At 57.7% G+C, this 13537-nt stretch carries 15 protein-coding genes; 4 read left to right on the forward strand and 11 right to left on the reverse strand.

Annotation, left to right across the window (positions count from 1 at the left end; genetic code table 11):
• Positions 1 to 14: 14 nt before the first annotated feature.
• The 4 genes from BF99_RS0111170 to adk all read right to left on the reverse strand — a co-directional run bounded on the left by BF99_RS0111170 (position 15) and on the right by adk (position 2637).
• Positions 15 to 365: a transposase gene (locus BF99_RS0111170; RefSeq protein ID WP_025770918.1), complete on the reverse strand. Its 351-nt coding sequence runs from the start codon at positions 363 to 365 to the stop codon at positions 15 to 17.
• A gap of 118 nt (positions 366 to 483) precedes the next feature.
• Entirely contained in the window at positions 484 to 1482 is a 999-nt protein-coding gene (locus tag BF99_RS0111175; RefSeq protein ID WP_025770919.1) for a hypothetical protein, read from the reverse strand.
• Positions 1483 to 1489: 7 nt separating this feature from the next.
• The gene (locus BF99_RS0111180) at positions 1490 to 1978 is read right to left on the reverse strand and encodes an RNA pyrophosphohydrolase (RefSeq protein WP_025770920.1); all 489 of its coding nucleotides are present in this window, start codon (positions 1976 to 1978) and stop codon (positions 1490 to 1492) included.
• Positions 1978 to 2637, reverse strand: coding sequence for an adenylate kinase (gene adk / locus BF99_RS0111185; RefSeq protein WP_025770921.1), 660 nt, complete (start codon positions 2635 to 2637; stop codon positions 1978 to 1980). The genes BF99_RS0111180 and adk overlap by 1 nt, the downstream gene beginning before the upstream one ends.
• 450 nt (positions 2638 to 3087) lie before the next feature.
• Between adk and BF99_RS0111200 the strand changes: the two genes are divergently transcribed.
• The gene (locus BF99_RS0111200; RefSeq protein ID WP_025770922.1) at positions 3088 to 3465 is read left to right on the forward strand and encodes an Mth938-like domain-containing protein; all 378 of its coding nucleotides are present in this window, start codon (positions 3088 to 3090) and stop codon (positions 3463 to 3465) included.
• Positions 3466 to 3502: 37 nt separating this feature from the next.
• Here the strand turns inward: BF99_RS0111200 and BF99_RS0111205 are convergent, their stop codons facing one another.
• Complete coding sequence (locus tag BF99_RS0111205) at positions 3503 to 4585, reverse strand: Ldh family oxidoreductase (RefSeq protein WP_025770923.1); 1083 nt, start codon at positions 4583 to 4585, stop codon at positions 3503 to 3505.
• A 696-nt stretch (positions 4586 to 5281) separates the two neighbouring features.
• On the opposite strand from BF99_RS0111205, the gene BF99_RS23770 reads away from it, so the two are divergent.
• Positions 5282 to 5431, forward strand: coding sequence for a hypothetical protein (locus BF99_RS23770; protein WP_231471375.1), 150 nt, complete (start codon positions 5282 to 5284; stop codon positions 5429 to 5431).
• A gap of 723 nt (positions 5432 to 6154) precedes the next feature.
• On the opposite strand, the gene BF99_RS0111220 is transcribed toward BF99_RS23770, so the two are convergent.
• The 6 genes from BF99_RS0111220 to BF99_RS0111240 form a co-directional block, all read right to left on the reverse strand.
• Positions 6155 to 6898 (reverse strand): hypothetical protein, encoded by a 744-nt coding sequence (locus BF99_RS0111220; RefSeq protein ID WP_156013280.1) that lies wholly within the window; start codon positions 6896 to 6898, stop codon positions 6155 to 6157.
• 65 nt (positions 6899 to 6963) lie between these two features.
• Entirely contained in the window at positions 6964 to 7170 is a 207-nt protein-coding gene (locus BF99_RS22965) for a hypothetical protein (protein ID WP_156013281.1), read from the reverse strand.
• A gap of 1030 nt (positions 7171 to 8200) precedes the next feature.
• Positions 8201 to 9358: a peptidoglycan DD-metalloendopeptidase family protein gene (locus BF99_RS22030; protein ID WP_025770926.1), complete on the reverse strand. Its 1158-nt coding sequence runs from the start codon at positions 9356 to 9358 to the stop codon at positions 8201 to 8203.
• Positions 9355 to 9990, reverse strand: a complete 636-nt coding sequence (locus BF99_RS0111230) for a protein-L-isoaspartate(D-aspartate) O-methyltransferase (protein ID WP_051482885.1) — start codon at positions 9988 to 9990, stop codon at positions 9355 to 9357. The genes BF99_RS22030 and BF99_RS0111230 overlap by 4 nt, the downstream gene beginning before the upstream one ends.
• 50 nt (positions 9991 to 10040) lie before the next feature.
• Entirely contained in the window at positions 10041 to 10811 is a 771-nt protein-coding gene (surE, locus tag BF99_RS0111235) for a 5'/3'-nucleotidase SurE (protein ID WP_025770928.1), read from the reverse strand.
• 137 nt (positions 10812 to 10948) lie between these two features.
• Complete coding sequence (locus BF99_RS0111240) at positions 10949 to 11449, reverse strand: urate hydroxylase PuuD (RefSeq protein WP_025770929.1); 501 nt, start codon at positions 11447 to 11449, stop codon at positions 10949 to 10951.
• A 1194-nt stretch (positions 11450 to 12643) separates the two neighbouring features.
• Between BF99_RS0111240 and BF99_RS0111255 the strand changes: the two genes are divergently transcribed.
• Both BF99_RS0111255 and BF99_RS0111265 read left to right on the forward strand, forming a co-directional pair.
• On the forward strand, positions 12644 to 12901 hold the full coding sequence (locus BF99_RS0111255; protein ID WP_025770930.1) for a hypothetical protein: 258 nt from the start codon (positions 12644 to 12646) through the stop codon (positions 12899 to 12901).
• Between the two features lie 263 nt (positions 12902 to 13164).
• A complete protein-coding gene (locus BF99_RS0111265; protein WP_025770932.1) occupies positions 13165 to 13497 on the forward strand; it encodes a hypothetical protein in 333 nt (110 codons plus the stop codon).
• The last annotated feature ends 40 nt before the right edge of the window (positions 13498 to 13537 follow it).

A 13537-nucleotide genomic window follows, 5' to 3' on the forward strand; every position in this document is an offset into this window, starting at 1 on the left:
AATTATGAGGACGCTCATCGCCTCGGATTTCGATGCCGAAAAGAGTCGCTCGCCTCCAACCTTTTTATCTTCTTATCCAGAAGATCGCTGGCCGTGTTGAGTTCGTTCAGCTCGGTGCGTAGCCGTTTGATCTCCTCGTCTTTATCGACATAGGGCTGATCGTCCGGGGTTTCCAATGCCGCCAATACCCCCTTGTTATATGTCTCTTGCCACCGGCCAAGATCGGCGGCATTCACTTCGAGGATCCGGGCCGCTCGCTCCAAGGGCTCGCCCCGGATAACCCGATGCACGGCCTCGATCTTGCGCCTGACCGTCACCCGCCTCTTTCGAGCCGAACCTGCTTTTCCATTCGCCTGCTTCGTCATGGAATCTCTCCGTCGGGGTCCTGAAAACTCGAAAAGGCGAGAAAGACCGGCCTGACTCCCTCGCCGTCGCAACCAACCGGATCCGGCCCCGCCCCGCAAGAGCCGACGAAAAGATGAATCAATCCTCCCCGAAATGCTCTATCTCTTGGCGGCCGGCGCGGATATAGCGGGCAGCGGTTTGCAATATCGATGCCGCTTTTTCGAGATCCTCCGCCACACCCTCTCGATCGTCCGCAAAGTCGCGCTGTAAAAGATAGCGATCGATATAGCGCCTTGCATGATCCGCAGCGTGCTTGCCATATTCGATGGTGACGACCTCGGCGGGATCGACGCCGACCAACTGGCCATAAGCCGCATGGTCGGAAAAAGCGGGATCGCAAGGGATATAGCCGTTGACCATCGTGATGCGCTCGCCGGGACGGGTCAACCCCTTCGCCCGATGGACGACATGACTCCCCTGCTGAAAGATGCCATAACCGGCACCGGGCATCGCCGGGGAGATGATGCGATCGGGCGGCAAGGGCTTGCCCGCTTTCTTCAAGGCATCGACTTCATCGCGGGTGCCCTTGAAGTACTGAAATTGCCCGCCCTCGTTCGAGCGAGGGTCGGTGATGAACATCACGTAATCGAAGCGCAGGGTATCGACATGCCATTTATCGACATTCCGGCCGATCTCGGGCGGGTTGAAGTTGATATGACCGAGTTGGTGGGCGATGGTATGGGGCATCAATTCGATGCCGGCGATCCCGGACATGAACTCGGCGACTTCGGGGGAAAGACAAAGGTCGCGCAGGTATTTCGAGCGATAGACCCCGCCGCGCAGGTTGCGCTCGACACGGGCATTGGATGTGGTGAAGGGCTCCAAGGATTTGGCGATCCGATAAAGATGCGCCGCGCCTTCTTCGCTCATGATGCGAAACACCGAAGTGGCCGCGAAATCGACCGGGGCATCCGCCAACGACTCGCCTTCGTAGCCGAACTCGCCCAAACGATAGACGGTCTCGGGGGCTTCCAACTGCAGGTGGCGGGCGGGATCGAATTCCGGCTCGTCTTCGAGGGCGAAAAATCCCGGCGGCAGATCGGTGAACGCCATCGGATGCGGCGATGGATCGCTCATGCTCGCCCTAGGATCGATCGATCCGGACACGGATCAAGGGGATCAACTCTCGCAACGCCCGACGATAGACCCCGCGTTTGAAAAAAATCACCTCGCGGGAGGGGCGTCGATAATTCACCCACTCCCATTGATCGAACTCGGGGTTGGTCGTGGCTGCAACCTGCACATCCTCCTCGCCGCCGACAAGGCGCAGGAGAAACCAGCGCTGCTTCTGGCCGATGCAAATCGGCTTGCTTTTCCTTCGGATATAGCGCGCGGGGATGCGATAACGCAGCCAATCGCGGGTCTGACCGACCAACTCGACGTGCGAAGGAAGCAAGCCGAGCTCCTCTTCGAGTTCCCGGTAAAGGGCATCGACCGGCGTTTCGTTTTTCTTGATGCCACCTTGGGGGAATTGCCAAGCGTTGCCCCCGACCCGACGCGCCCACAGCACCCGGCCGCTGTCGTTGTGCACGATGATCCCGACATTGGGGCGATACCCTTGTTCGTCGATCATCACACCTCTCCGAGTGCCTTGAAAATCCGCTCGCGGACCTCCTCGGGGGTCCCGAGCCCGTCGACCTTCATCACCCTCGGGGCGGCCTCGGGGGATTGCGCGAACCACTGCTCGTAGTATCGGATGACCGGCGCCGAGTGCTCTTGATAGACATCGAGCCGATGGCGCACCGTCTCCTCCCGATCGTCCTCTCGCTGCACCAAAGGCTCGCCGGTGATATCGTCCAGCCCCTCGCGCTTAGGGGGGTTGTACTTGATGTGATAGCTTCGCCCGGAAGCCAGATGCACGCGTCGTCCGCTCATCCGGGAGATGATCCGATCGTCCGGCACCACGATCTCGATCAGGGCATCGATCGTCACTTGGTTCTCCCGCAGAGCCACCGCTTGGGCGGAGGTCCTAGGAAAACCGTCCAGCAAAAAACCGCGCTCGCAGTCGGGGCGAGCGATGCGCGCCTTGACCAGATCGATCATGATCCCATCGGGCACCAGTTGTCCCGCCTTCATCAACGCCGAGGCTTTTTGCCCGATCTCATCCCCGGCTTGGATGGCCGCACGAAGCATATCGCCCGTCGACACTTGCGGGATTTCGTAGCGTTTTTCGATGAACTCGGCTTGGGTGCCCTTGCCCGCACCCGGGCATCCGAACAAGACAATCCGCAATTTGATTCCCCCTTCAGGCTTTGAAACAGACCGGGTTTTTCAAGCATCCGCCAAGCCAAGGACGCTCGACTTGGCTCATACCCGAAAACGCTCTTCGTTATACCAAGACAGGATTCCTTGCGACTTGCGATTCTCCCGGATCGAAAATCCCCTCGATGCCGGATTTTGATTGATCCGTCATCGTTGTGCAAAGAGATCTCTCTTTGGATGATCGCTAAATCCGCCGAGACTTGGATATCCTAACAAGACCATCCGCCACTTTATCCTCGTTCGAAATTAAAATAGAGCGGACAGAGCGGATCTTGTACGAGCATCCGCCGATTCACGGACGGGTCTTCTGGGCTGAGACCCGCTCCTAACGTCGGATTTTCATCGATCCGGCATCGTACCGTAAAAGAGCGCTCCTTCGAGGATCGAAAGCAATATCGGTAAAAAGGAATCGAAAAACCCATGAAACTGCATTCGGAAAGCCGTGCCAAGCAGCGAATCAACGCCTACGGCACCGGCTCCATCACCGTCAACGACCAGATCTTCACCGGCACGATCGTGCTCGGGGCGGATGAGGTCATCACCGATTCTCCCGAAAAAGGGATCGAAGATCTCGGTGAGAGCACCTGCGAGCGATTGCGCACCCTCGAGCCGGAGCTGGTCATCGTCGGCACCGGTGAAAAGCACCGGATATTGCCTGCAACCCTCTTCGCCTCCTTGATGAGCGAGGGGATCGGGGTCGATGTCATGTCCACCCCCGCCGCCTGCCGCACCTTCAATATCTTGGGATCGGAAGGAAGAAAGGTGATCGCGCTGCTGCTTCCCATCGAATCATCGTGAAGCAGGCGGAGTGACCAAACCAAAGGAATCCAATTACCTACGAAAGTGACCTCACCCCCAACGCCGTTGCCTGCGCATTCAACTCCGAAACCACATCATCAGGCAACGCGATTCCCTCGCTTCTCGATCGCGCATCCGCCCTCGCCTCCAACTCCCCGGGATAATAGATCTCATCGCCCTTCACCGCCGGCGGGCTACCCTTAATTTTCTCCACCAAGGTCTCCATATCCGCTTCGAAGGCAGCCAACGGGCGAAAGGCGGCGATGTCAAGCACCCACACGAAATGCCCGACCCCGCTCTTGCCCTCCGGGCTGTATGGCCCGACGATGGTATCGGCAAAATGACTGCCGCTCAAAATGCCGGACAGCACATCCATCATGATCGAAGCGGCGTACCCTTTATGCCCGGCAAAAGGGAGGATATTGCCGGCAATCCCTTCGGCGGCATCGGTGGTGGGGCGGCCTTCTTTGTCAACGGCCCAGCCGAGGGGGATGGATTCGCCTTTTTTCCGGGCGACATGGAGTTTGCCCCGAGCGACGACGGTGTTGGCGATATCGAGCATCATCGGGGCGTATTTGCCTGCGGGGGCGGCGATGGACCAAGGGTTGTTGCCGATGAGCTTGGTGCGGCCACCCCAAGGAGCCATCGAGGGGCTGCCGTTGGTGGTGAGAAAGCCGATGCAACCGGCTTGTGCGGCCATGCGGGTGTAGTACATGGCGGTACCGAAATGTCCGGAGTTACGCACGGCCACGACACCGATGCCGTGTGCCTCGGCGCGAGCGATGGCCTCTTGCATGGCGCGAGTGGCGATGACTTGGCCGATCCCCTCGTTGCCATCCATCACCGCGATGGCTCCGGCATCGACAACCAACTCGCTCTTCGTGCGCGCCCTCATCGCCCCGGATTGCAGCCGCTTGCCATACCAAAAAGTGCGCATCACACCATGCGAGGGATGACCCCAAAGTTCGGCTTGCACCAAGGAATCGGCGAGGAGGCGGGCGTCGGCTTGGGGAACACCCATCGCGATATAGGCGTTCGTGCAAAAATCGACGAGTTGTTTGGCTGAGAGTTTCATCCGGTATCCTCGGGCAACGTTATCGGCAGCGTCATCGGCGTTCATGGAAAGATTATCGATCATCGGGTGCCGTATAAAGACCCAAAAAATACCGGTAGGAAAGACACCTCGAGCTGCTATCCGGCAATGCGGTCATCCGCATCCATCGCTCCGCGCTCGGTGCTCCGCTCCTGTCTACCTGCAATCCGATCTCCGTCTCCGTCCATAAGGTCGGATCGGAGACCGGGCGAATACTCGTTTTCGGTCATTCCCGACGATCTCGACGGAGATACCGAATTCGATGTAGGTCTGCGAGACTTGGCGATCGCTCGCTGAAATCGGTCGGCGGGACGAACGCTCGCGGGCAAAGCGCATCGAGACCGATTTTTATCCCGTCAGGTAGATCTACCCTCGGTACATCGCTCGCAGCCGAGCGGTTCATAAGAAGGTTTTTCAAGCGAGGGAAGGACGGCGGAGCACTGCAAGCGGACATCGGGATACTTTTCGATGATGCGCCCTCCGAGGAATCTCAGACCGCGCTTGCGGATTACCTCTCGGAATGGATAGATAGCAAAGGTCGACTTCCTCTCGTACTCGGAAACGGAGCGAAGATTCACTCGCTCTCTCCGACCCCGCAAGACTCTGACGCTCTCTCTTCGTCAATTCTCGGTCGAGGACGGAGCGCGTATCTTCCAGATTCCTCCGGTGTTGCTCGGACATGATGGAGGAGGAAATACCTTCGGAAGCAGCATCTCGCGATTGATGCGTCTCTATACGGAGTCCTGTCTGAAGGGACACGCTGCGCGTATCCTCGCACCTTTATCCGCTCGACTGCTACCGGAGGGAGAGCACTTCGCTATCGACTGGGGATTGGTTCACGTCGGCGATTTCAAGGCGCTGAAGGAGACCTGATTTCCGTCTCTCGACTGATGCCGGGGAGCGGAGATGCGGTCCTTATGAAATCCGAACTCCGGTCGATGATCGGTAGGGATGCTCCATTCGTAAACAACTGGGAGGGAATACCCTCAGAAGCACCTGCGAAACCGGGCGGAGCGAGCGAGTGAAGAACCGCATCATTTACCGGACTCCGATCCGCATCAAGCGAAAAGCACCGGCGGACGGAGATACCACGAAGGGTCGAGGAACGAGCCGGCTCGACGGAGCGCGAGCGAGGTTTCTACGCGCTACGGATTCGTTTACCGCTCCCCCTCAGAACCGAACGGAAGTCCGCCAGCTACTCATCGCGCAGTACCTGATCTAATCGATGGATGGACGGCGTGGTTTCCGCATCCTCCGTCCGAACCTACGCTCTCACCTTATATGAGATACCGGACCCTCCGAAGATAGTTCGGCCGGTTATTCCGTCCGCATCCGCACCGGTGCTATGGTGCATAGGAGGGGAGGTCGGCGGAGTAAGTTCGGACTGGGACGGAATGGAGGTATTCGCCGTCTTCGCTCGCTGCGCGTTTCAAGCACTCTTCGCGAGCGAGACCGCGAGATCAAACGCGCTCGTTTCGGAGACCCTCGCGAGCGTGAAGATACGGAAATCGATAGTCTACGCTCTCGACGGAATGAATCCGAAACACTGGGAAATCGTGACGCTCTCGGACGGATACCGCTGGGGGGTCGAGGGAGTCATCTCGCAATGTGCCGGGGGATCGTCCGCGTCCACATTCCGCGAACTCCGCTTGACGCATCGAGGGTAATCTGTTTCAATGAGGAAGAATACCATTTCAAGTAGTCGGGTTCGGGTTCGGGTGGCGGATACTTTATCAGTTTCAGAGCCTTATAATACTCTTCTTCCGGCAAACGCACATCATGCAAATGGAAGAAACTGCAATTCTCGCGCCAGTACTTTGATGAGTGTCTCAGGGATGAGTGTCTCAGGATAGCGCAATAAACGAGATACGAGTTGGCATCCATCTCGTTCCTCTCCTCCCCTTGCTTATCGTCCGCGCACACTATCTTGATCTTGCTGCTCGGGTAGAGGTAGCAATAGTTCGCATCCATCATCGCATCCTCCAACACCTTCGCCCAGAGCGGATTCTCTGCGACCTCATCTAAGAAACCCTTCGCCCAGAGCGGATTCTCTGCGGGCTTATTGCAAATCCATCCCCCGTAATTCCCCTCGAATCCGGAGGGGCAAGGATCGCAATCCTTGCCTTCGGTTACGCATTCTGGACCCGGCTCCCACGATAACGATGCAGCGTTCCCGCTCGCACCGATGAGGAACACTCCAAAGAGGACCATCGGGATGATTCTCTTCAAGCGGATCGCGGAAGCAGTCCGGGGCGTGAGGCATTGCTTTTCCGTCTGGGTCATGCTCTTTCTCCTAAAAGAATCGGCAAGATGTTTGTCGGATTCCGATGGAACGCTCATGGTTTTCTCCTCCTCGGTCGTTTCCTTCGGAGTATACCCTAGGGCTCCGCTCCGCGCTTGCATCGTTATCGCACCTCTCCCGTAGCACTGTTATTCACGAGTGCACCTCCGCCGCCGGTACGGGTCAGCACCTGCGCGGTAAATCTCGCATTCGCTCGAACCTCGCAAGTCAGACCTAACCCGTCCCAGCGATACCCTATCCCCGTCGCAAGTGCTTCCGATTGCAGGTGTCGAGTCGTCAGCCGGTCAATGCGTCCCAAGTCCCATAGCACCCTATTCCAAGATTCGCTCGCTCCTAGTCAGACCGCAATCGCATCGCGGATCTGCATGGTACGATCTGCTCGATTGTCTACCATCCTTTGATTTCATTCTGGAGAACCCCATGAAATACCCTTCTATGCGGTTGTTCGCTCTCTCTGGTGCCTTGTTCGCTTCCGTATCTCTCTACTGGCTGTGGAGGTGTTCCAAGCTTGCTAGCTGTAGGTGTTATTGGGGCATTGGCTGGTGCTGCTGAATGCTCCCATCTCAAAGATGGAGATCATGACGCATATATGGAATGCTTGCATGAAGAAAAAGAATCCGATAAGTGGCGAGCGATGCAGTGTTGAATCAATAGGATTGGTTGGTATGCGTGATATGGTGCGATGCTCTCTATTTCCGACAAGGTGACCTTTTCGCAGTCTTTTCGAAGTTGGGACGCTGTCCCGTCCCCCCGTTCCGTACGGGCTCGGATAGCGTCCCTACTCACTTCCGCTTCACGGAGCGAGCGTAAGCATTTCTTCGCATCCTCTTTTTTTTCGAAAGATCCGCGGGACGGGAACCTTTTCCGGCCGGTACTATATAGACTAGGTGCCAGTCAGAGTCGGCTTGCTTGTTCGTATTGCATTGAATCTCGTAGGTCATGGTCTTGCTCCTGTCGAAAGGGAAAAGGGAAGGGAACCTACGCGATGCGGTCAGACCGCTCGGATAGTACCGAGGTGCTCCGTCCGGTGTGTCCTTGTAGCGAATGCTGTATCCCTCTTCGTCTCCGAACGCTCTCCATTCTCCGAGCGCGTCGCGCACCTTCGCACCGGTGCGAGAAAGGTACTCGGATTCGGATTCGGTGAACTTAGCATCAGCATCGCGGTGCGCATTGATCGGGGATGTTCTTCCTAGGATAGCAATCGAACGCCAGCTGAGACGATATCCCGTGCTTGCGCAATAAGAACTTTCAGCCAATCTATTCCTTGGTCGGCTAATTCTCGGTCGCTTCGTATCGATCCGCCACTGCCTGATTTTTTCGCAGCGCCGCTTTTTATATCGCTAGCGAGGGAGCCGCTTCAAGGGATCGACCGGTTGGCCTCGATGCCGGATCTCGAAATGCAGTTTGACTCGATCCGTGCCGGAACTTCCCATCTCGGCGATCGGATCGCCGGCGCGCACGAACTCTCCCTCTCTCACATCCATCGAGCGGTTATGAGCGTAGGCGCTCAAAACATCCTCGGTGTGTTTGATGATGATCATATTGCCGTAGCCGACCAAACCGTTGCCGACATAAACCACCTCCCCTCCGGCGGCGGCCTTGACCGGCTGACCGACCTCGCCTCCGATATCGATCCCTTTGCCGCCTCCGCGTTTGAAGGTGCCGATGACCTTGCCCGATGTGGGCCATGTCCAGCGATCGACTTTGGTCGGCAGCGGCGGCGCCGAATCGGGCCTTGCGATGGCGACCTTGGTGGAAGGTGGAGCGGGGAGTGGCTTCTTTCGGGTCGGGGCGCTCGGCAAAGGGGTGGTTCGCGCTCGCGAATCCGCGGCCTCAGCCTTCGCGCCCGGCTTGGATGCCGGTGCTGCTGCGGGTGGCGTAGAGGACGCGGGGGGCGCCTTCGGGGGCGCAGGGGGAACGGGTTCGGGGGCGGCGGCGATCACCGTGGGCTTTGAGGTCTCCGGTGCCGCCGGCGCTGCGGCCGGGCTCGTTGCACCCTCGCCCTTTGACGCATCCCCAGCCTCGGCGGGCTTTTCGGTCTTATCCGGCACCTGATCGCCTTGCGCCGATTTTTCAGGTTTCTCCGTTTTCTCCGCCGCCTTCGCAGGCTCGACTCTGGCTTGTTCGATCGGACCCGGTCTTTTACCCCGATCTCCTTCGGCTTCGAGCGCCGGGAAGGCGAACTCCAGATTCGTGCGCTCCGGGATCAACAGAACCTGACCGATCTTAAGTTTCCTGGGATCTTCGATGCCGTTGACCCTCTCGAGCTCCCGGTAATCGATCCCGAATACCCAACCGACGGCGTAGAGGGTATCCCCCTTCTTGACGACATATTCGCCGGCTTGCCCCGGCACCAAGGGTTTGGTCGGCGGCCCGACGGGGGCGAATTGCTCCGGCGCCAGTTGGGTACAACCACCGAGCAGTCCGACGATAACGACGAGAGTGCACACACCGACCCATGAAGCCGTGTTTCGCCGAATCGGGAAGTCGGTGCTCATCGAAGACCCGCCAACATCGGAACGAATGTCACGCTATCCAAAATCTCTTCTTGAACGCCCTTTCCCGTGCGATAACGAGTCAGGCGCATCAGTTTTTGCCCCTTCGACCCCCCCACGGGGATCACCAAACGACCCTCGGGAGCCAACTGTTCGATCAACATCGGCGGCACTTTCTCAGGGGCGGCGGCCACCAATATGGCATTGAAAGGGGCCAATTCGGGCCAGCCCTCGTTCCCGTCTCCGTGCCGAAAATACACATTGGAAAAGCCCAAGGAACCCAAGCGCTCTTGCGCCCGAACGAGCAGCGATTCGATTCGCTCCACGCTGAAGACCCGATCGAAGAGCGAGGCGAGGATCGCGGTTTGATATCCGCAGCCGGTGCCGATTTCAAGGATACGAGAGGGGGTGTCGCGAAGAACGGCCTGCGTCATCATCGCCACGATCAAAGGCTGGGAGATGGTCTGCCCTCGCCCGATCGGCAAAGGGATATCCTCGTAGGAACGGCTGGCGAGCGCTTCGTCCACGAAAAGATGACGGGGAACGAGGCGCATCGCTTCGAGCACCCGCTCGTCATCGATCCCTTTCGCCCGCAACCGGTCCAGCAGACGCTCTCGGGTGCGCATGGAGGTCATGCCCACACCCTTGATGCGCTGCTTTTGGCGCAGGTCGTTTGAATCGCCGGTCAGGGGATCGCCAGATCGCAAAGCCATTCCCGCGTCCTGTCCATCTCCCGGTGGCTGGTGAGATCGGTGTGAAGAGGAGTGACGGAGACGAAGCCCGATCGAATGGCCTCGAAATCCGTCCCCGGACCCTCGTCTTGCGCCTCGCCCTGCTTCCCGAACCAGTAGATCGTCTCGCCGTTGGGATCCTTGGCGGGGATCGCCTTTTCCGATTGCCTTCGACGGCCAAGGCGCGTGGCGCGAATCCCGCCGAGATCGCCGAGCGGGATATCGGGAATGTTCACGTTCAAAATCGCCCCGCTTTCAAGCAATCGCTTTTCAAGATGACGATCGGCGATCAAGCCGACCAGACACTTCGCCACCTCGGCCGCGGTATCGTAATGACGACACTCGTAGGAGGCGAGCGAAATCGCAAGCGCCGGCAACCCTAGGAAACGCCCCTCCATCGCCGCCGCCACGGTTCCCGAATAGATCACGTCATCGCCCAGATTGGCGCCGGCGTTGATGCCGGAGACCACGATATCGGGCTCGGGATCCAGCAAGCCGGTAATCGCTAGATGCGTGCAATCCGCCGGAGTGCCCTCGACGCTGATGAACCCGTTCGGCATGGTGCGATAACGCAGCGGGTTGCGGATGGTCAAGGAGTTGCTGGCCCCGCTGCGATTGCGATCCGGGGCGACCACGATCACTTCGCCCAAGGGTCTCAAAACATCGGCAAGGCTTCGAAGTCCGGGTGCGAGATAACCATCGTCATTGCTGACGAGAATCCTCATCGGTAGCACTTCTCGATCATCGTCTCACCCGAGCAAAGATCCTAGGGAGCGTTCGGTCAACGCTCCCGGCCTGCAAAGCGGTGCGGGGGGCCGCGAAAAAACGAATATCGCGGACCCGGGGAAAGGGCGTCAGGCCCTTAGAAAAGCTGGCCGTGCCCCGAACCCATGAAGAGCAACATCGGGATCGAGAGCATGGTGTTGGTACGAGAAGCCAGCAGTGCCGTACGACGCGCCTTGTTCTTCTCCTCGTCCGTAGCCTGGACCATCCCCAGCACCTTCTTCTGGTTGGGCCAGATCAGCACCCAAACATTGAACAGCATGATGGTGCCGAGCCACGCCCCGATGCCGATCCCTCGCGCCGCTTCTTGGAGCAAGAAAGCGTCTGCGAATCGGTTCTGCGAAAGCAGCAACGCCGCCCCCGAGAGCCAAGTGACCACCGCCGCCCACCTGAACCACAACAACGCTCGGGGAGCGACATATTTATTGATGGCCGCTGGGCCGGGGCCATCCTTATCGGCATTGGCTTGAGCAATCGCGGGGACCTGCACGAAATTGAAGTAGTAGAGCAGCCCGATCCACGCAACTCCGGACAAGAAGTGAATCCAGCGTTCCAATGCCAGCAGAGACTGTAGTTCCATCAATCAATCCTCCGAAAAAAGTTCGATTCAATCCTTCCTTTTCGCCCTCCGAAGAAAGAGGGCCAATCGCGGGTCCTTATCAAGGCATCAAACGATGGCAGTCAACACCAAGGCCAAGACGACACCGCAGACGATAGTTCCGGTAATGCTGTCCAAAGGGTTCATCGAATCTCTCCTCGTTTATCCGATCGATTGAAAGGCTTGCAGCCCCGTGCGAAATCCGCCACTGATCACCCGCATCGCTTCGCCGAGCGCGGGCCGAATCGCGGGCATTTTACTACTCTTTGCCCCGATGCTTCCTTCGAAAGCCGGCGATCGATCGGGCAACTCGAAAAAAGGCTTTTAGCCCCTGACACCGCTCGCCGCACGATCCCCCGCGATTGGGCGAGCGAACATCGAACCCCCGCTCGCTGCGCACCGCCGCAAGATGCCTGAGGACAACCGGACTGCGGATTGTCTTGCCAGCGACTGACCGCTGACCGCCAAGCCACCTGCCCCCATCCCCGCAGATTGAATATCACCCGATCGAGCCGGGCGAGGGGCTGCCTACGGCCGACCGCCTTCGATGGATTCTCTCGGTAGAGGAAGGTACCCCCGTACCAGTCAATGCCGCCCGCCAAAGGGCTTGCCACCTTCTCGATGTCGAGCGAAAAACGCTGCCCGAGATGCCCATATCTCGGATACGCTCACATCCCTTCTGTCGATGTTCTTCTCTCCCACCCGGACGACCCCGATCCCTCCGACACGCTCTCGCCATCACTCGGTAGCAGTACACCGGAAGAATGTCCTGAACCTCGCCCCTATCGACGATCCTCACCGGTAAGAAGTCGAGCGAGAGCCGCAGCCTTTCGAATCCGAAACCGCCTGCGGCATCGAAGGGATCATCACCCGTTCGATTGCGATCCGGGCGGGGGGACTCAAAGATGAAAGCGGATAGCGCTCGTACGCGAGAACGAACAGACGAAGCGCGGACACTCAAGACCTCGAACCCGAAGGGAATCGGATCACGAAGCACTCGTGGGTCACATCCGCACCGACGCTCGGCCATCTCTGTTAGACAAGATGCGAGAACGATCCGACCCTCTTGGATTTTCGCCTCGGTCTCGCCTTAGTACAAGCCTCACGGTCAGTACGTCCATCGCGGTCTCTTCTTTTCTTTGATTGACAAGTGAATGATAGCGGGGCGGGCGCTGCATGGAAGTTCAAGGGTCTATTTCGAGGAAAATCAATGAAAAGAACACGATCATGAGGGAAGTGAAAAGAATCGAGCCCATAGAAGATATCTCGATCGACAATCAAGGGAGAGTCGCCACCCTTGGAAAGATCGAAAGATACATCACCGAGCAACGAAGAGTCATGATGGCGTTGGCTATTGTAGCCATCGCAGCACTCGCTCGATACCTCTTATCGGGCGACCAACCCATCGCCTCGCAACAATGCCCTAAAGGATGAGGAAAATGGCCATTGGCAACCAAAGAGCTAGGATTATCCTCGGTCTCACTCTTTTGATTGGCGCGGGAAATTCGAGCGCGGGCTTGTGGAATCTCCAAAGTCTAAACTCCGATTCTTCAGATACGTTTATGCATATAATTAGTGTCATGCATCTTGGATCTGACATGGAAAATTTTGGAGATTTTGGAGCCATGCAGGCGATCTGCGGTGGCTACGGAATAAACATCTAGATCGTCGGTGCCTTCTTCGGCGATCTAGGGTCTATGGGAACCGATGTCGATGCAGACATACAATTCGACAACAAAGTACCTGAGAAATTTTCATATTTCACCTTTGATCGCGAGATGGAGATGAATAATCTTCCAAAGGAAGCTAACGTATCACATGCCAAACTGCTCCAAGCAGTATTCGACGATTTCGATTCGTTCATGTCAATGAACCAAAGACTTGCAAAAGCGCAAGAGTTCACGATTCGAATTTACAATAAGCATCAGGTGCGCGATAGAGATGTTCGAATACCAACTTCCGGCCTCAAAGAAATCCTACCTGAATTTTACCGACGCTGCGAAGAATCCCGGCAGAGAAAAACGAGGTGAGCGGAAAGCGAAGAAATCTACCCCCCCCCCCCCCCCCCCC

It is taken from the genome of Thioalkalivibrio sp. HK1 (genome assembly GCA_000583135.1).
In the GTDB taxonomy this organism is placed as follows: domain Bacteria; phylum Pseudomonadota; class Gammaproteobacteria; order HK1; family HK1; genus HK1.